This window comes from Alcanivorax sp. (assembly GCF_040119285.1).
Lineage (GTDB): Bacteria > Pseudomonadota > Gammaproteobacteria > Pseudomonadales > Alcanivoracaceae > Alcanivorax.
The window spans coordinates 1-18037 of record NZ_JBEDTY010000022.1 but is presented as its reverse complement, the minus strand read 5'-3'; the positions used below and the strand labels follow the sequence as shown (position 1 = coordinate 18037).

Annotated in this window: 15 protein-coding genes; 9 read left to right on the top strand and 6 right to left on the bottom strand. The window is 55.5% G+C overall.

From position 1 onward, the window contains the following. Positions 1-6 precede the first annotated feature (6 nt). Together ABNH10_RS05985 and ABNH10_RS05980 are read right to left on the bottom strand one after the other, a co-directional pair. A complete protein-coding gene (locus ABNH10_RS05985; RefSeq protein ID WP_349385087.1) occupies positions 7-1560 on the bottom strand; it encodes a sensor histidine kinase in 1554 nt (517 codons plus the stop codon). Next, positions 1550-1792 (bottom strand): PP0621 family protein, encoded by a 243-nt coding sequence (locus ABNH10_RS05980; protein WP_349385086.1) that lies wholly within the window; start codon positions 1790-1792, stop codon positions 1550-1552. The genes ABNH10_RS05985 and ABNH10_RS05980 overlap by 11 nt, the downstream gene beginning before the upstream one ends. Positions 1793-1901: 109 nt before the next feature. On the opposite strand from ABNH10_RS05980, the gene ABNH10_RS05975 reads away from it, so the two are divergent. Further along, complete coding sequence (locus ABNH10_RS05975) at positions 1902-3527, top strand: NAD+ synthase (RefSeq protein WP_349385117.1); 1626 nt, start codon at positions 1902-1904, stop codon at positions 3525-3527. A gap of 111 nt (positions 3528-3638) precedes the next feature. Here ABNH10_RS05975 and ABNH10_RS05970 read toward each other — a convergent pair whose 3' ends face one another. Continuing rightward, entirely contained in the window at positions 3639-4457 is an 819-nt protein-coding gene (locus ABNH10_RS05970; protein ID WP_349385085.1) for an outer membrane protein assembly factor BamD, read from the bottom strand. Between the two features lie 68 nt (positions 4458-4525). Between ABNH10_RS05970 and rluD the strand changes: the two genes are divergently transcribed. From rluD to clpB, 3 genes are all read left to right on the top strand, one after another. Continuing rightward, on the top strand, positions 4526-5497 hold the full coding sequence (gene rluD, locus ABNH10_RS05965) for a 23S rRNA pseudouridine(1911/1915/1917) synthase RluD (RefSeq protein WP_349385084.1): 972 nt from the start codon (positions 4526-4528) through the stop codon (positions 5495-5497). Positions 5498-5589: 92 nt separating this feature from the next. Further along, positions 5590-6336, top strand: coding sequence for a peptidoglycan editing factor PgeF (gene pgeF, locus ABNH10_RS05960; protein WP_349385083.1), 747 nt, complete (start codon positions 5590-5592; stop codon positions 6334-6336). A gap of 294 nt (positions 6337-6630) precedes the next feature. Next, positions 6631-9228, top strand: a complete 2598-nt coding sequence (gene clpB / locus ABNH10_RS05955; protein WP_349385082.1) for an ATP-dependent chaperone ClpB — start codon at positions 6631-6633, stop codon at positions 9226-9228. Between the two features lie 79 nt (positions 9229-9307). Here the strand turns inward: clpB and ABNH10_RS05950 are convergent, their stop codons facing one another. Then, positions 9308-9772: a DUF4124 domain-containing protein gene (locus ABNH10_RS05950; protein ID WP_349385081.1), complete on the bottom strand. Its 465-nt coding sequence runs from the start codon at positions 9770-9772 to the stop codon at positions 9308-9310. 446 nt (positions 9773-10218) lie between these two features. On the opposite strand from ABNH10_RS05950, the gene ABNH10_RS05945 reads away from it, so the two are divergent. The 3 genes from ABNH10_RS05945 (at position 10219) to ABNH10_RS05935 (ending at position 14491) form a co-directional block, all read left to right on the top strand. After that, positions 10219-11940, top strand: a complete 1722-nt coding sequence (locus ABNH10_RS05945) for an acetolactate synthase 3 large subunit (RefSeq protein ID WP_349385080.1) — start codon at positions 10219-10221, stop codon at positions 11938-11940. Then, the gene (gene ilvN / locus ABNH10_RS05940; RefSeq protein ID WP_349385079.1) at positions 11940-12431 is read left to right on the top strand and encodes an acetolactate synthase small subunit; all 492 of its coding nucleotides are present in this window, start codon (positions 11940-11942) and stop codon (positions 12429-12431) included. Before ABNH10_RS05945 ends, ilvN begins: the two co-directional genes overlap by 1 nt. A gap of 155 nt (positions 12432-12586) precedes the next feature. Continuing rightward, positions 12587-14491 carry a hypothetical protein gene (locus tag ABNH10_RS05935; protein ID WP_349385078.1) on the top strand — a complete coding sequence of 635 codons (1905 nt, stop codon included), beginning with the start codon at positions 12587-12589 and terminating at the stop codon, positions 14489-14491. A 64-nt stretch (positions 14492-14555) separates the two neighbouring features. Here the strand turns inward: ABNH10_RS05935 and ilvY are convergent, their stop codons facing one another. Beyond that, positions 14556-15443 carry an HTH-type transcriptional activator IlvY gene (ilvY, locus tag ABNH10_RS05930; protein ID WP_349385077.1) on the bottom strand — a complete coding sequence of 296 codons (888 nt, stop codon included), beginning with the start codon at positions 15441-15443 and terminating at the stop codon, positions 14556-14558. A 188-nt stretch (positions 15444-15631) separates the two neighbouring features. Between ilvY and ilvC the strand changes: the two genes are divergently transcribed. Next, positions 15632-16648 carry a ketol-acid reductoisomerase gene (ilvC, locus tag ABNH10_RS05925; RefSeq protein ID WP_349385116.1) on the top strand — a complete coding sequence of 339 codons (1017 nt, stop codon included), beginning with the start codon at positions 15632-15634 and terminating at the stop codon, positions 16646-16648. Positions 16649-16805: 157 nt separating this feature from the next. Next, the gene (pssA, locus tag ABNH10_RS05920; protein WP_349385076.1) at positions 16806-17582 is read left to right on the top strand and encodes a CDP-diacylglycerol--serine O-phosphatidyltransferase; all 777 of its coding nucleotides are present in this window, start codon (positions 16806-16808) and stop codon (positions 17580-17582) included. Between the two features lie 184 nt (positions 17583-17766). Here the strand turns inward: pssA and ABNH10_RS05915 are convergent. Continuing rightward, positions 17767-18037, bottom strand: a 271-nt coding sequence (locus ABNH10_RS05915; protein ID WP_349385075.1) for a hypothetical protein, incomplete at its 5' end; no start/stop codon positions are given.

Here is an 18037-nt window from a genome sequence, read left to right as displayed (position 1 = left end):
ATTCTGTTATTGAAATTGTCGGTGCGGGTGAGCAAAGGTTATCACAAAGCTGGCCCCTGTCGGGGTTTCCTCCAGGTCCAGTGTGGCCTGGTTGGCATGGCACAGTTCACGACACAGATAAAGGCCCAGTCCGTTGCCGTCTTTGGCGGTGGTGTAAAAGGGCTCGAAGAGATAATTCCGTGCCTCGGTGCTGATGCCCTGGCCGCTATCTTGCACCTTTAGCCAGGGCAATCCGGTGCGGTCATGGTATCCGCATTGCAGGGTAACCTCGCAGAGGTCGCCGCCATGGTGCAGCGCATTGCCGATCAGGTTATCTAGGACCTGGATCAACTGATTGCGATCAAAACGTACTTCCACATCCGGCTGACAGTGGAGAACAATTCGGCCGGTGTTGCCTTTCATTTCCCATTGCTCGGTTATTTCCTGCACCAGTGGTGGCAAGGTAAACCGTTCCGCTTGCCCTTTTGGTCTACGTGACAGATCCAAAACATCATGAATAATGCCGTTCACCCGGGTCACATGGTTGCGGATAATTTGTAACAGGTGTTGGTCTTCCGGGCTTGGGTCGCCATCAAGCAATAGATCGGAGGCGTGGTTTATGGCACTGAGCGGGTTGCGGATTTCGTGGGCCAGAGTGGCGGACAGACGCCCCAAGGAGGCCAGGTTCATTTGCTGGGCTTCCTGTGCGATTTGTGCGGTATTTTCCAGAAACAGTAACGTCAGTTCTTCATGCCCGGTATCCAGCTGTGCGAAGCGGGGGCTCAGTAAGGGAGACTGCTCAGAGACGCGCAGGGTAGGCAGGGGCAGAAGCGGGTTATCTTGCCAGCGATGGAAACGAGTGGTTAATGAATCCGGTAAGTGTTTGCCCAACATGGGGTTGTCGAACAGGTTATTGGCGGATTGGTTGGACATGAGAACATGAAAATTGTTGTCGAAAACCAGAATCCCCGTTCGCATGCGCTGCACAATTTGTTGGTTCAATGCTTCCAGTCGCTCAATGGCAACTTGTTGCTGACGGGTGATCCTCTCTGTTTGCTCTAGGCGCTGGACGATTTGCTGAATAATCAGCGACACCATGAAAAACGCAATGCCAAGCAAACCGGATTCGGTCAGAGCGAACGGTGATGAGAGCTGTGTGTGGATGGAAAAATAAAACTGCTCGAACATGGCGGATAGGGTCGCCAGTGCCGCGATAAGAAAGCCTTGGCGGCCGCGCAAAAGAATGTTGCCGGCGGCAACGGTTACTAGCAAAAGTACCGCCAATCCGCCTTCCAGGCCACCATTGGAGTGCACCACCACTGTCAGCATCCCTAGGTCACTGATTAACGCTGCTGGTTGTGCCCACGCAGGGAAAGCCCGCCTACGTCGTTTGTTGTCTAGGGTAGCGGAGGCCAGGGTCAGGCCCAGGTAAAGAAAAAGGGTCGTTTGGAAAAGGGCGGGGAAATGGGTACCGAGCAATGCCTTTTCTGGTCCGTAGTGCAACAGCAGCAGCACGCAGGCGATAGCAATGCGGTAAACATTATAAATGCGTGCCGGTGTCCAGCCTTGGCTAGCGATCATGGTGTTCCAGATATTGGCGCTGATGGTCCTGGCTGCAGAAATGCTGCCCGTTATGGCTGAAGGCTTCGGGGCTAGGAACATGAACGCCACATTGTGCGCATTTGACCATGATCTGCGGTTTGCCAGAAGCATGGTCTGGCCCCGTGGGTTTGGCCTGGGCCAGTAATCGTTTTATAACCCGCCAGGCTAGGTAGATCAGCGCGGCGATAATAATCAGGCGAATTAGCCCCATGGAGGTCCCCTTCGGTGCGGTGTTTTTGCCAGTCTATGTTTTTGGCGCATTCATCGATTGCCGGCTAAAGAGTACAATCAGCGCTCACTCGAGGAAAGGCCGGTTGATCATGCGAATTATTATGGCCCAGCAGAATGCGCTGGTGGGCGATATCGAAGGTAATGCCCAGCGCGTTATTGCTGCTGCAGACGAAGCGCGCCGATTGCTGGGAGCGGACCTGGTTCTGTTTCCGGAGCTGATGCTTACCGGCTACCCGCCGGAAGATCTGCTGTTGCGGCCGAGTCTTAACAGCCGGGTGGATGCGGCTTTGGAGGACATCGGGGCTGCGGTTTCGATCCCCGTGGTGTTGGGGTATCCGGCGGTACGTAATGGCCACCGGCGCAATGCGGCCGGCGTGGTGTTTCCCGGTGAGTCGGTTCCCCGCCATGAGTATTTCAAGCAACACCTACCCAATTACCGGGTATTTGATGAAAAACGCTATTTCCAACCGGGCACCGAGACCTGCACCTTTGATATCAACGGTTGGACGCTGGGTATCACTATTTGCGAAGACATTTGGCATGATGGCCCGGCGGCCCAGTTACAGCAGGCGGGTGCGGATTTGGTGTTGAACCTGAATGCTTCACCGTATCGTGCAAATAAGGCTGATGAGCGCTTCGCCCAAGTTCAGGCCCGTGGCCGGGAAACCGGTTTGCCGGTGCTGTATTGCAACCTTGTGGGTGGTCAGGATGAGCTGGTTTTTGATGGGGCCTCGTTTGTCTGCGATAGCCAAGGCAATCGCTGCGTACAGGCTGCCAGTTTTACCGAAGCGCTGGTGCCGGTGGATGTGCAATGCCAAGAGGGGCACTGTGAGCCCCGTGGTGAGGAGCTGCCGCTGCCTGGGCCGGAAGCGGGCATGTATCAAGCCTTGGTATTGGCAACTCGAGACTATGTGAACAAAAACGGCTTCAAGGGCGCTCTGTTGGGGCTGTCCGGGGGGATTGATTCTGCATTGACGCTGGCAGTGGCCGTGGATGCCCTTGGCCCCGAACGGGTGGAAGCGGTGATGATGCCGTTTCAGTACACCTCTGCCATGAGCCTAGAGGATGCCGAAAAACAGGCGCGCACCCTACGGGTTCATTATCGAACGCTGCCCATCGAAGCGGCGTTCAATGGATTTATGGATATTCTCAGGGAGCCGTTTGCGGGCACAACCCGGGACACCACCGAAGAAAACCTCCAGGCTCGCTGTCGCGGGGTGCTATTGATGGCGCTTTCCAACAAGAGCGGTTCAGTGGTGTTGACCACCGGTAACAAAAGCGAAATGGCGGTGGGGTATGCCACCCTGTATGGCGACATGGCCGGGGGCTTCTCGGTGCTCAAGGATGTCTTCAAAACATCCGTGTTTAACCTGTGCCGCTGGCGTAACCAACAAGCCGGCGCGGAAATCATTCCGGACCGGGTAATTACCCGTCCGCCGTCTGCGGAGTTGGCTCCGGACCAAGTAGACAGCGATTCCCTGCCTGACTACGACCAGCTGGATGCGATTCTGGAACGCTACGTGGAACAGGATATGAGCGCCGAAGCGGTGATTCGCGATGGCTTTGATCGGGAAACGGTGTACCGGGTAGTGAAACTCACGGACCGTAATGAATACAAGCGTCGGCAAGCTGCCGTCGGCCCCCGCGTCAGCCGCCGTGCCTTCGGTAAAGACCGGCGTTACCCGATGACTAACGGTTGGCGGCCGGGAGACTAGCGAACAAGCGAACAGCACGCCTCATGCAGCATGCTTGCACGCAAAATACAAAAGCCCGTAAGGACGGAGACGGGCTTTTGACTATGCTGCTTGTAGCGCGTGCGGCGCCTCTTAAAGTAAATCGAACGTTAGCAAACTGAGCAAACCGTCATCTTCATCTGGCCACCAAGCCAGCTCCACCTGTTGGTCGTCGTTCAGAAAGCCGCTGTCCGGCCAGGTTAAGGCCAGCACGGCGCGGCTTTTTTCGGCTTGCTCCGGTAACCCCAACCGCTGGTAACCCTTGACCATAATGGCCAAGCCTTCTTCTACCGCAGGGGTGTGCTGGTAGTGTTTGACCACGTATTGGCCCCGGTTCACTGAGGCCACCATGGCCCCGCGGCGAGCGTAATAGCGGGCCACGTGCAGCTCTTGGCGGGCCAATTGATTGCGAATATGTACCATTCGAGCTCGCGCGTCAGGGGCATACTCGCTGTCGGGGAAGCGGCTTACCAAGCGTTCGAAATCACGGAAAGAGTCTTTTGCGGCGTCCATATCCTTGCTGGAGCGGTCGGAGGTGACCATGTTGTCGAACAGGCCTTTCTCCATGTTGAAGTTGGCCAGCCCGCGCATGTACAGCGCGTAATCCATGCGTGGATGGGCGGGATGGTTGCGCATGAAGCGTTGGGCCGCTACCACTGTGGCAGGGTAATCCACCGACTTATACTGCGCGTAAATCAGGTCCAGTGCGGATTGTTCAGCATAATCCCCATAAGGAAAGCGCGCTTCCAGCTCCTTGAGCTGGTCGATGGCCGTCAGATAGTTTTTAGATTCAATGGACTCGCTGGCTTCCCGATATTGATCGGTCTCGGTGAGCTCCGGGCGATCTTCAGGGCTACCGGCACAGCCGGCCAGAATCAGTAGACACAGTAGTGGCCATAAAAGTCGTGGCATTCTTTCCTCGTTGAACGGGTTACAATTCGCGAATTGGGTATTTAAGCACAGGTTGAGGAACCTTTTATATGGGACATCTTGGCGGCGAAAAAATTCAGCGCACCGAACAGGTGAAGCCGGAGCACGCCGGGCAGCGGGTAGATCAGGTAGCGGCGGAGCTGTTCGAGGGGTTTTCCCGCTCGCGCCTGCAGACTTGGATCAAGAATGGTGTGTTGACGGTCAACGGTGCCCAGACCAAGCCCAAAGAGAAGCTGACCGGTAATGAATCGCTGACTCTGGAAGTGGAAATTGAGCCTGAATTGGATGATCAGCCTCAGTCCATCGATCTGGATGTAGTCTATCAGGATGACGACCTGATCGTGATTAACAAGCCCACCGGGCTGGTGGTTCATCCGGCCGCAGGCCACGCAGACGGTACATTGCTTAACGGTCTGCTTCACCTGGACGAGCGCCTTAACAGCCTGCCCCGTGCGGGTATTGTTCACCGTTTGGACCGTGATACTACCGGGTTAATGGTGGTGGCCCGTTCTCTGGAAGCTCATCAGAGCCTGGTGGCGCAACTTCAAGACAAAAGTCTGTTTCGGCAATACGAGGCCATTGCCGTGGGGGTGATGACCGGCGGTGGCAAGGTGGATGCGCCCATGGGGCGTCATCCGGTGGACCGCAAGAAGCAGGCGGTAGTGAAAACCGGCGGAAAAAATGCGGTGACTCACTACCGGGTGCTTGATCGTTACCGGGCTCACACCCGGATTCAGGTGCAACTGGAAACCGGTCGCACCCATCAAATTCGCGTTCATATGGCCCATCGCAACTATCCGCTGGTGGGTGATCCGCTCTACGGAGGTCGTCTTAAGCAGCCTGCCGGTGCCACCGACGCGTTGCGTCAGGCGCTGCACAAATTTCCCCGCCAAGCGCTACATGCCCGGAAATTGGGGCTGATTCACCCAGCCACTGGAGAGTATTGTGAGTTTCAAGCCGAATTGCCGGCGGATATGACCAGCCTGATTGTCGCGCTGGAAAATGATATCAAAAGCGAATAGGTAGCCACTCTCGTTTTGCCCCAATGTGACGTATTGTTCGATACGTGTAGTGGTGGAGAGCTATGCTCTTTATTTCGACCAAGGAGCCAGGAATGTCACTAGCCGACAAGAGCCAATGGCTGTACCCGGATTGGAGCCCACACCCGGCAGTGCGGGTATGTGTGACCACCCGAGCTGGCGATCTCTCTCCTAAACCCTGGAACGGATTCAATCTGGGGCAGAACTGCGGTGACCAACCTGAACGAGTGGAGCGGGCGCGTCATCTTGTAGAGAAACACCTTCAGGCTGATCACCCTGCGGCTTGGTTGCGGCAGATTCATGGCAAAAGGGTGATACGGGCAGATGAGCAGAATAATGAGGCCGACGGTGTCTGGACCGATCAGCAGCGCTGGCCCTGTGTGGTGCTCACGGCTGATTGTTTGCCCGTGTTGCTCGCCCGCAAAGATGGCTCGGCGGTGGCGGCGGTGCATGCCGGTTGGCGTGGCTTGCAGGCGGGCATTATCGCCGAAGGGGTTGCTCGTATTGCGCCCAGCGGTGAGCCAGTGAGTGCCTGGCTGGGGCCGGCCATTTGTGGGCAGTGTTATCAGGTGGGGGATGACGTATATCGCGCCTTCACTATGGATCGTCCGGCTTTTGAGCATGCCTTCAAGAAAGATGCTACCCCCAATCACTGGCGGTTTTCCGTGGTTCACGCTGCCATCATTGAACTGGGCTTGTTGGGCATCGACGATGTTCAGGGTGGCGACCTTTGCACCGCCTGTGATCTGTCCCGCTTTTACTCCTATCGCAAGGAGGGTCAAACAGGTCGGTTCGCCTCGCTGATCTGGCTCGATGGATGAAAACAGGGAGTGTTGAGACGGGAGAATGAATCGCCCTGTTATACGGGGTATGTGTTCTTTTATCCGCAAAGCAAAGAGGCCGCGCTCCAGAGTTGGACGCGGCCTCTTTGCTTGAAGGGAATGATGGTGTTTGTTATTGCGCGATATCAATGGTCCCTTCTCGATAACCGATTAACCTTGAAGTTGGCCCAATCGGACCCATCTATAGTTCAGTTGATAGATAACCGGTGATCGCATTGGCCTTGCCGACAGGGAGGCGCTACGCGGATCACGACCGGATAGGAGAGCGACACAATGCGAATGGATAAACTCACTGCCCGCCTGCAGGAAGCGCTGTCAGACGCGCAATCTTTGGCCGTGGGGCAGGGTAATAGCACCATTGAACCAGTTCACCTGATGCTGGCGTTGATCCAGCAGCAGGGAGGCGCCGCTCGGCCGTTGTTGGAAAAAGCAGGCGCCAACGTTGCCGATGTGATTACCGCCCTGAACATGGCTGTGGACAAGCTGCCCACGGTGAATAATTTCAATGGTGATGTGCAGATGGGGCAAGCCACCGGGCGGATGCTGAATATTGCCGACCGGGAAGCCCAGCAGCGCGGTGACCAGTATCTTTCCACTGAACTGGTGTTGCTGGCGGCCTGCGACGATAGCGGTGAACTGGGTAAGCTGTTCAAGAATGCCGGCGTGACCCGTAAGGTGCTGGCCGAAAAAATTGCTGAAGTACGAGGGGGCGAAGCGGTGAATGATCCCAACGCGGAAGACAAACGTGAAGCGCTGGACAAGTACACCGTCAACCTGACCGAGCGAGCGGAGTCAGGCAAGCTTGACCCGGTGATCGGTCGGGACGACGAAATTCGCCGCACCATTCAGGTCTTGCAGCGCCGCACCAAGAACAACCCGGTATTGATCGGTGAGCCTGGGGTGGGCAAGACCGCCATCGTCGAAGGCCTTGCCCAGCGTATTGTGAATGGCGAAGTCCCTGAAGGCTTGAAGGACAAGCAAGTGCTCTCTCTGGATATGGCCGCGCTGATCGCCGGTGCTAAGTATCGAGGGGAGTTCGAGGAGCGCCTGAAAGCGGTGCTTAATGAATTAGGCAAGCAGGAAGGTCGCATCATTCTGTTCATTGATGAGCTGCATACCATGGTCGGCGCCGGCAAGGGCGAAGGGTCCATGGATGCCGGTAATATGCTTAAGCCGGCGCTGGCTCGGGGCGAACTGCATTGTGTGGGCGCTACCACGCTGGACGAATATCGACAGTACATTGAGAAGGATGCCGCTCTGGAGCGTCGTTTTCAAAAAGTGTTGGTGGATGAGCCTACAGTGGAGGACACCATTGCCATTCTGCGGGGCTTGAAAGAGCGTTACGAAGTGCATCATGGCGTGGATATCACCGATGGCGCCATCATTGCCGCTGCCCGCTTGAGCCATCGCTACATTACCGATCGACAACTGCCGGATAAGGCCATCGATCTGATCGACGAGGCCGGCAGCCGTATCCGTATGGAAATTGATTCTATGCCGGAGGAGATGGACCGCCTGGATCGCCGTTTGATTCAGCTGAAAATGGAACGTGAAGCGCTGCGCAAGGAAGACGATGATGCCAGCCGCAAGCGGCTGGAAAAGCTGGAAGATGAGATCGACGAGCTGGAAAAACAGTACGCGGATCTGGAGGAGATCTGGCAGGCGGAAAAAGCAGCGTTGCAGGGCGCAGCCGAATATAAAGCGGAGCTGGAACAGGCTCGCGTGGAGATGGAGCAGGCCCGTCGCGCCGGCGACCTGAGCCGTATGTCCGAACTGCAGTACGGCGAAATTCCGGAACTGGAGAAGAAAGTTCAGGATGCCCAGGACCGGGAAGAACAGGCCCAAGCTGAGACACAGCTGCTGCGTAACAAGGTCACCGACGAGGAGATTGCTGAGGTGGTGGCCAAGTGGACCGGCATCCCTGTATCGAAAATGTTGGAAGGTGAGAAAGACAAGCTATTGCGTATGGAAGATGCCTTGCATGATCGGGTGGTCGGCCAGAATGAAGCTGTTGAGGCGGTGGCTAATGCGGTACGCCGCTCCCGGGCGGGGTTGTCTGATCCGAATCGACCCAACGGCAGCTTCCTGTTTCTGGGCCCCACCGGGGTGGGTAAAACGGAACTTTGTAAGGCGCTGGCCAACTTCCTGTTCGACACCGAAGAAGCCATGGTTCGCATCGACATGTCTGAGTTTATGGAAAAACATTCCGTAGCTCGGCTGGTGGGTGCCCCTCCGGGCTATGTGGGTTATGAGGAAGGTGGCTATCTCACCGAGTTAGTGCGGCGTAAACCTTACTCGGTGGTGTTGCTGGACGAAGTGGAAAAAGCCCACCCGGATGTGTTCAACATTCTGTTGCAGGTGCTCGATGATGGTCGCCTGACGGATGGCCAGGGCCGCACCGTGGACTTCCGTAATACTGTGGTGGTGATGACATCCAACCTGGGGTCTGATCTGATTCAGAAGCTGGCAAGCTCTGATGCCGAATCTGCTAGTGATTATGAGGCGATGAAATCGGCGGTGATGGAGGTGGTGGGTAATCACTTCCGCCCGGAGTTCATCAACCGAGTAGATGAAACCGTGGTGTTCCATCCGCTGGCCAAGGACCAGCTCAAGGGCATTGCGTCCATTCAGCTGGATTTCTTGCGCAAGCGATTGGCGGAGCGGGAAATAGGCCTGAAACTGAGTGATGCGGCGCTTGATAAGCTGGTAGATGCCGGTTTCGACCCCGTCTACGGGGCGCGTCCGCTTAAACGGGCTATCCAGCAACAGCTGGAGAATCCGCTGGCTCAATCGCTGCTGAAAGGCGAATACGTCCAGGGTGATACCATTAATGTAGAGGTGGAAGACGAGCGGTTTACCTTTAGGCGTTAAATCAAGAGACGTCGTTTGGGTAAACAAAAACCGCCGGCACGATGATGTCGGCGGTTTTTTATTGGTGTAAACGGCTCTCCTAGCGAGCCTCGCACTTCTCCAGCGCGCTACGGGTGTTTTCCACCATCTGGTCTCGGGCTTCCTGATCCAGGACTTCCATTTCGCCGGTGTCCGGATTTTTACGCCGCACGGTGGGTTTGTTGGTCAGGGTTTCCAGGTTCTTGCGGTGTTGTTCGCAGCGCTCTTGTGCGACGGCATCCGGTTCTGTCTTCAGCCGTTGTTCTTCTTTGGCCTGAGTTGCTGCAGTTTCTTTTGCTTTTTCTGCTGCGCTGCGCTTGGCCTCAAGGGCTTCGATGGCCTCGCCCTGATCCGAACTGGCATTGGCGCGGGTGTTTACTTCGGTCGCATTCGTCCCCTGTGGAGCCTGGGCGTCGTAATGGGTGACGCCTTCGTCGTCCACCCATTTATAGAACTTGGCCGCCGGGCTCAGGCTGGAAAGGGCAAGCAAGGCGCCGCCGAGAAACAGGCTGAATTTTGTCATCATGTCAGTCTTCTTATGATTTCGGTTGATCTATCAGACTTTAGCATGACGTGAGAAAGGGATTTTCTGCAACCTAAAGTCGACCAAGGGCTTTGATTGGCCGCACATTTCTGCCAAAATTATGGCTTTCCGGAGATCGGGACCCGCATTCGCTTACCGGCGTGTGTGAGGCCGGGACCCGGGGCACCGTTACCGCGATGTCCTGCCAGCAGTACCACTGCACTCTCGTCCCGCTGTGGGAGCCTCCGGAGGTTTCTCATTCCTAAAGCGGGAGTATTCCCTTTCAGGTTTGCAGATCTTCCGTGAAGTCCTCCCCACTGTGTTCTTGTCGGCCACCTCCGACTAGGCTCAAAGCACCTAACTACGGTGCTTTTCGCAGGCAGCAAGCAATTAACACCGTCCCGCTGCGTGGCAGTGGGTTGTATGCATTCAAATTTGAGGTAGCAACCGTGGAAATGTTATCCGGCGCGGAAATGGTGGTCCGTGCGCTGCAAGACGAGGGAGTGGAGTACATCTTCGGGTATCCCGGAGGGTCCGTACTGCACATTTATGATGCCCTGTTCCAGCAGGACAAGGTCAACCATATTCTGGTTCGCCATGAGCAGGCGGCCACCCATGCGGCCGACGGCTACGCCCGTGCCACCGGCAAGGCCGGTGTGGTCATGGTGACGTCCGGGCCAGGGGCGACTAATGCGATTACTGGCCTGGCCACGGCCTTCATGGATTCGATTCCCATGGTGGTGTTGTCCGGGCAGGTGCGTTCTGACTGGATTGGCGATGATGCCTTCCAGGAAACGGACATGATCGGTGTGTCCCGTCCGGTGGTGAAGCACAGCTTCATGGTTCGTGATGCCAAAGACATCCCCGAAATCATGAAGAAGGCCTTCTACATCGCCACCACCGGCCGTCCCGGCCCGGTTCTGGTGGATATTCCCAAGGATCAGACGGCACCGAACGTCAAGAATCCCTACGAGTATCCCAAGAAAGTGAAAATGCGCTCTTACTCTCCGGTGAGCCGCGGCCATTCCGGACAGATCCGTAAGGCGCTGGACGAGTTGATGAAAGCCAAGCGCCCGGTGATTTATGCCGGCGGTGGCGTGGTGCAGGGCGAAGGCAGCGAGCTGTTGACCCAGTTGGCCCACCGGCTTAATTTCCCGGTGACCAATACCCTGATGGGACTGGGGGGCTTCCCCGGTACCGACCGTCAGAACGTGGGTATGCTGGGCATGCACGGCACCTATGAAGCCAACATGACCATGCATAGCTCTGATGTGATTTTGGCAGTAGGCGCTCGTCTGGATGACCGGGTGACTAACAATGTGAAGAAGTTCTGCCCGGGCGCCAAGATCATTCACATCGATATCGACCCGGCGTCCATTTCTAAAAACATCATGGCGCACATCCCCATCGTGGGCCCGGTGCAACAGGTGCTGGAAGAGATGCTGGCGGCGCTGGATGAGCACGGTGGCGAGCCGGACCGCAAGGCGCTGGAGCGCTGGTGGGAAGAGATCGACGGCTGGCGCAAGGTACATGGGATGCGTTATGAGACCAACGAAGATGGTCCCATGAAACCACAGCAGGTAGTGCAGGCGTTGTACAAGGCCACCAAGGGTGATGCCTATGTGACTTCCGATGTGGGCCAGCACCAGATGTTCGCGGCCCAGTACTATCAGTACGACAAGCCTCGCCGCTGGATCAACTCCGGTGGCTTGGGGACCATGGGTTTCGGCTTGCCGGCGGCCATGGGTGTGCAGTTTGCGTTCCCCGAAGCGACGGTGGCCTGTGTGACGGGCGAAGGCTCCATTCAGATGAATATCCAGGAGCTGTCTACCTGCCTGCAGTACGGCTTGCCGGTGAAAATCATCAACATTAATAACCAGGCGCTGGGCATGGTTCGCCAATGGCAGGACATGCAGTATGGCGGCCGTCACAGCCAATCATACATGGAGTCCCTGCCGGACTTTGTCAAGCTGGCCGAATCTTATGGTCATGTAGGCATGAAGATCACCAAGATCGAGGATCTGGACGGGGCCATGGATGAAGCCTTTGCCCTGAAAGACCGTTTGGTATTCATGGATATTTATGTTGATTCCACCGAGCACGTATACCCTATGCAGATTGCAGACGGTTCCATGCGTGATATGTGGTTGAGCAAGACGGAGCGGACCTGATGCGTCGAATTATTTCTATTCTGATGGAAAACGAGCCAGGCGCACTCAGCCGGGTAATCGGTCTGTTCTCCCAGCGGGGGTACAATATTGAAACCCTGTCGGTAGCACCTACGGAAGACAGCACCCTGTCTCGCCTGACGCTGACCACTCACGGTAATGATCTGAAGATCGAACAGATTACTAAGCACCTCAACAAGTTGATCGAAGTGGTCAAGCTGGTGGACCTGACAGAAGGCGCGCACATTGAGCGCGAGTTGATGCTGATCAAGGTGAAGGCTACCGGTGCTCAAAGGGCTGAAGTAAAGCGGTCGGTGGATATCTTCCGTGGCCAGATTGTGGATGTGACCAGTACGGTGTATACCATTCAGCTCACCGGTGCATCAGACAAGCTGGACGCCTTTATTGGTGCGATTGGGGAAACCCAGGTGCTGGAAGTGGTGAGGTCCGGGGTGTCCGGCATTGCCCGTGGCGAGAAGGTATTGAGTTTGTAGCCGTGCTTGGCGGCTAACGCTGAATGCCAGATGCAAAAGCCGCTCTTCGGAGCGGCTTTTTTGTGTTCTTCATGATAGCAACATAAAAGTATTTAGAATCGATTCACGGAAAAGCGCACGGCCTAATCGGCCGCACCAAGGAAAGGAGAGTCGCTATGGCGTTTGATTATGGGTCCATTGATTTGGGGCTGCGGAACCCGTTTAAAAAGGAAGGCTTGGTTACTGCGGTAACGGGTGGGCTGAGTGCCTGTGTGGGACTGGCTGTGCTGCTGATAGCGGCGGCAACGGTGAAGGAAAATACCGTGGCGGGCTGGATTTATATAGTGTTTGCGGTAGTGCTTCTAGGGGGCGGGGTTCGCGCCTTGAGTGGGGGTGCTTTTGCCATGTTGCGCTATTTTGTAGGTCGTAACCATCCCACTTCGCTGGCCTATAATTACAGCCCCTCGGAAAGTAGTACTGCGCAGGAAGAGGCCCGTTATGTGGGCTACAAAGGCAGTACGCTAGAAGAAATGTTGATTGGTCGTAAGAATCCCACTTTTGTGGAGCCAGAAGGGTTTCTGGCGCGCGCGCTGCACAGTCTACTTCCTAAGCTGTTGTTCATGCCGTACCCCATTCGTAACCTTGGGCAGCGTTTATTTGGCGCCTGGGTGAAAACAGCAGTGGCTATCATGGCGTATCTGTTTGTGGCGTTTGTCACGCTGGCCGGTTTTGTCGGTGATATGGGTACCGTTATCTTCCCCCTCTATTCAGTAGTCTTGAGCGTTTATGTGATTGTGCTGTGGTGGAGAACCGGCCGCGCTATTGCTCGACATCCTGAACGGCAGGTGGAGTCCATGGGCGGTAGCGACCTGGTTATGGTGATAGCGGTGTCTATTGTGTTACCGGTGATGGTGGGTCTCATGCTGGGCTCGGTTTCCCAAGTGGGCAATGTGGGTGTTCAGCAGTGGCAGCAGTGGATTAGCGTGCTCGACGGCCTTTATCCGCTAACGTATTTATTGGTGTCATTGCTGTTTGCTGCAGTGGCTAGTGTGGGCATTTATCAGCTGCTTCGTCGTCGTTTGGCGTTGGCGAATCCGGTGTCGGAAGTGTCTGAGTTGCGGGAAAATTGGCAGGAGTCGGTGCACCCCAATGAAATTTTTATCAACCTAGACAACCTGGTTATGGCCAACCGTCGTTATAAGGAAGTGCCTAACCGGGTGTATCGAGAACTGGACCCGCAATTGGTTGAGCAGGTGGAAGGCAAGGGAGGATTCAAGGGCGAGATGATCCAGGAAATCCAGCCGAAAGTGAAACCGATGGACTTGGGGGTAAGTTTTGACAAGGTACGAATGGCCCTGCTCTTAGGGGGCAATGTTTTAGTGCTGATAGCGACAGGGCTAACCCTGTGGTTAGCGTTTGCGACGGTGGACCTTTACGAGGCTTTGGCCCAGCAAGGCGTATCGGTGGGAGCGTTGCTGTCTGGTGATAGCAGTGCACTGTCGTTGCCTGTGAATTTACTGGTGTGGGGCGTTATTTTTAGAGCTTTCGCAGCGCTGCTGCGCGGAGCTGCCCACTTGTTTTTTTCTGAAATGCAGTTCGAATCGGTGATGATTTACTTCAAGTGTGAAGGTACATTTACGGAGTCGAAAATGTCCACGGGCACGGGCATCCATGATAGTACTCGTTCAGAAAATACCTTAATACGCAGCAGCATTACGCCCTGGATTGTGGTTTCAAGATTGGTGACGTCCACGTTCGCAGCCACGGGTATGCGTAACCTTGAATTCCCGCGTTACGTGATGGAAATGCATAAGGCTCCAGAAGCGTTAGCCTCAATTCGGGCTGATGTGGTCACTTTCTTGAAGGATCGCGAGTCCATCGCGTCGATTACCAGTGAGAGAGACTTGGGTAATGCATCGCAAATTTATCAGCTCAATCAGCAAACTCGAGCTCAGGCGTCCCTGCCGACGGCGGGAGCTGATGAGGACGCTGCCGGGTATCTGCGCCAGGAGCAGGCAGCGGACGAGGCCGAAGCGAAGCCTGGCAATGGCGGCACCGCGGGAGATGAGCCGGTGCCGTAACACGCCTTGCTCGGTCTCCCTCCGGAAGCGGCTCCGAGAGTGAGCTGCTTTTTGTTGTCTGGCGTCAGGTATCACCTAATTGTGACCAAAACGCATTAATGAGCGGTTCTTCCTGGCGCCGCTCTTGGGCAAACAGCCCCACTTCGTAAGGTGCAAGGGCGGGCTGCACATCCAGTGGCCGGGTGCGTCCGGCCAGCGGGCTGTTATCCAGCACAATCTTCGGCACCACGCCCACCCCAAATCCTAGGCTGACCATACTGACGATGGCTTCGTTGCCGCTGACCTGAGCATAGATATGCGGCTTGGCGCCAAGCTGGCGAAACCAGCGATCCACCCGTTCCCGTGCCAACCCTTCCTCCGAGAGAATCATGGGAATGTCTTTCCAGTCCGCTTGGGTGGCTACACCGTTGAGCCGCTCCGCCAACTGGGTTTGTCCGGCCTGGGCGATAAACAGCAAAGGGGACCGGGCAATGGGCCTAAAGGCGATGCCGCTGGGTAGGTGGTCAGGGCGTGCGCCGATCGCGATATCCTCTTCGCCCTGCTGGATGCGCTGTACGGCTTGAGCCGGGTCGCCAGTATGCAGTTTGAGTTCGATACGAGGGTATTGGTGCCGAAAGCTGCTGAGTAGATCGTAGAGAAAGCTATAGCTGGCGGTCACTGAGCAATACAGACGCAGCTCACCCTGCAGAATGCGGCGATCTTCCTGTAATGCATGGCGCAGGCCATCCCAGCGCATCAGTGTGTCGCGGGCATATTCCTGGAAGCGTTGGCCTTCTCGGGTCAGGGTAACGCTGCGGTTGTCACGGTAGAACAACGGCACGTTCAGTTCTTCTTCCAGCTGCTGAATGGTACGGCTGAGTGTGGAAGGGCTAACGTGGCACATGGAGCTGGTGCGCCCAAAGTGCAGGGTGTCGGCTAGGGTCAGGAACAGCCGCAGGGGTTTGGTGTCCATCAGGTATCCGCTTGCTGCTGAAGGAGTGAGGCGCTTGCTGTGTTGCAGAATAAGGAACGTGGTGTTTCAAATATATCATTTTACGCAATGATGTGAATCCCCTAAAGTACCGGCCCATCAGGCTGGTGCTTTATGTGTATCGGGCCTTTACCTTTTTCTTCTATTTATAAAGAGTCAGAGCTATGAGCATGCAAGTGTATTACGACAAGGATTGCGACCTTTCCATTATCCAAGGCAAGAAAGTAGCCATCCTCGGTTACGGCTCTCAAGGCCATGCCCACGCCTGTAACCTGAAAGATTCCGGTGTAGACGTCGTTGTCGGGCTGCGTGCAGGCTCTACCTCCATTGCCAAAGCGGAAGCCCATGGCCTTAGCGTAACTGACGTACCCTCCGCCGTTGCCGCCGCTGACGTGGTAATGGTGCTGACGCCTGACGAGTTCCAGGCGCACCTGTACAAGTCCGACATTGAGCCGAACCTGAAAGACGGCGCCACCTTGGCCTTCGCCCACGGCTTTGCTATTCACTACAATCAGATCGTACCGCGTGCGGACCTGGATGTGATCATGATCGCTCCTAAAGCGCCGGGCCACACTGTGCGCACCGAGTTCACCAAGGGTGGCGGTATCCCCGACCTGATCGCTATTTTCCAAGACGCGTCCGGCAGCGCTAAAGAACTGGCTCTTTCCTATGCCTGTGGTGTGGGCGGCGGCCGTACCGGTATCATCGAAACTACCTTCAAGGACGAAACTGAAACCGACTTGTTCGGCGAGCAGGCGGTACTGTGTGGTGGGGCTGTTGAGCTGGTGAAGGCGGGCTTCGAAACCCTGACCGAAGCGGGTTACGCGCCGGAAATGGCGTATTTCGAGTGTCTTCACGAGCTTAAGCTGATTGTTGATCTGATGTACGAAGGTGGCATCGCTAACATGAACTACTCTATCTCCAACAATGCGGAGTACGGTGAGTATGTGACGGGCCCAGAAGTGATCAACGATGAGTCTCGTGCCGCCATGCGCAATGCGCTCAAGCGTATCCAGAGTGGCGAATACGCGAAAATGTTTATTGCTGAAGGCGCGCATAACTACCCGTCCATGACTGCGGCGCGCCGTAACAATGCGGCGCATCCCATCGAGCAGGTGGGTGAGAAGTTGCGCGGCATGATGCCGTGGATTCAGGCGAACCAGATCGTAGACAAAACCAAGAACTAAGGGTTAAGAGGTCACTGAATAACTTCTTGCGCGTTGAGTATGCAAGGGGTTACTCAGAGGCTTCCTTGTCTTAGTGACCAAAAAACGCGGCTTCGGCCGCGTTTTTTGTTTGGGAGTACTGCGTTACACTAGCGCCATCATTAATGGGTGGATAACCATGCAGGATAACGACAAGACAGCAGCGACGGACACTCAAGACACCTTTGAAGTGGTTGAGGCTGAGTATCGAACAGGGACTCGCCACAAGGGCGTGTACCTGCTGCCCAATCTGTTTACCACAGCGGCCTTGTTCGCCGGCTTCTACGCCATTGTGGCTGCCATGAATGGGCATTTCGAAAATGCCGCTTTGGGGATCATCATTGCCGGTATCCTTGACGGGATGGACGGCGGGGTGGCGAGAATGACCAACACCCAAAGTAAGTTCGGGGCGGAGTATGACTCGCTGTCAGACTGCGTGGCTTTTGGCGTGGCTCCGGGGCTGGTGGCTTATGCTTGGGCGCTATCAGGACTGGGTAAGTTTGGTTGGGTGGCGGCCTTTATCTATGTGGCCTGCGCTGCTTTGCGCCTGGCTCGGTTCAATGTACAGGCGGAAAGCACGGATAAACGCTTTTTTATCGGTTTGCCCAGCCCTACCGGAGCGGGATTGGTGGCGACGCTTGTCTGGCTGGGGGCTAGTCGCGGCATTGAGGGGGCGGATATTTCCTGGCTAGTGGCCATTGTGGTTGCGGGCGCCGGTTTGCTGATGGTCTCATCAGTGAAGTACCACTCTTTTAAGGAGTTCCATATTGGCAGGGTCCCCTTCAAGATGCTTCTTGGGGTGATTATTGCTTTTGCCATCGTCTTTTTGGACCCGCCGCTAGTGCTGTTGGGGGTGGCAGTGACCTATGTGACAGCGGGTTTAGTGATGACGCTTTGGCAGCTACGTAAACAGTAGTCAGGTTCGAGATACAAAAAAGGCGCCTCCAGGGCGCCTTTTTTGTATCTGCCAAGGCAGCTTTGCTGCTGGGGTGATGAAAAAAACAAAAAACAGAGAAGACAGGGCTCGATGTTCTTTCGTGGCTATTTTGGTACAAGAGGGCTGTCGGTGAGGAGGTTGAGCCGCATAAGAAATGAGCGTTTTAGGCCGTTTTTGATGGTTTTTTATTCGTCCAGACAAAAGATGACCGTTTGATAAAAAAGACATGAAAAAAAGTGTTGACGGTCACCCGTAAATCTCTAGAATGCGCACTCCTCGACGGGGCAACGACGCGAAGCAGCGCGGTGCCACGGGTGAGACGCTCTTTAACAATCAGGCAAGCAAACGTGTGGGACCTGTTCGGGATGGGATCTTTAAGAGATTTCAGTTCTGAACGAGTCAACAAAGTTTTTGTTAATTCAGATGATGAACTG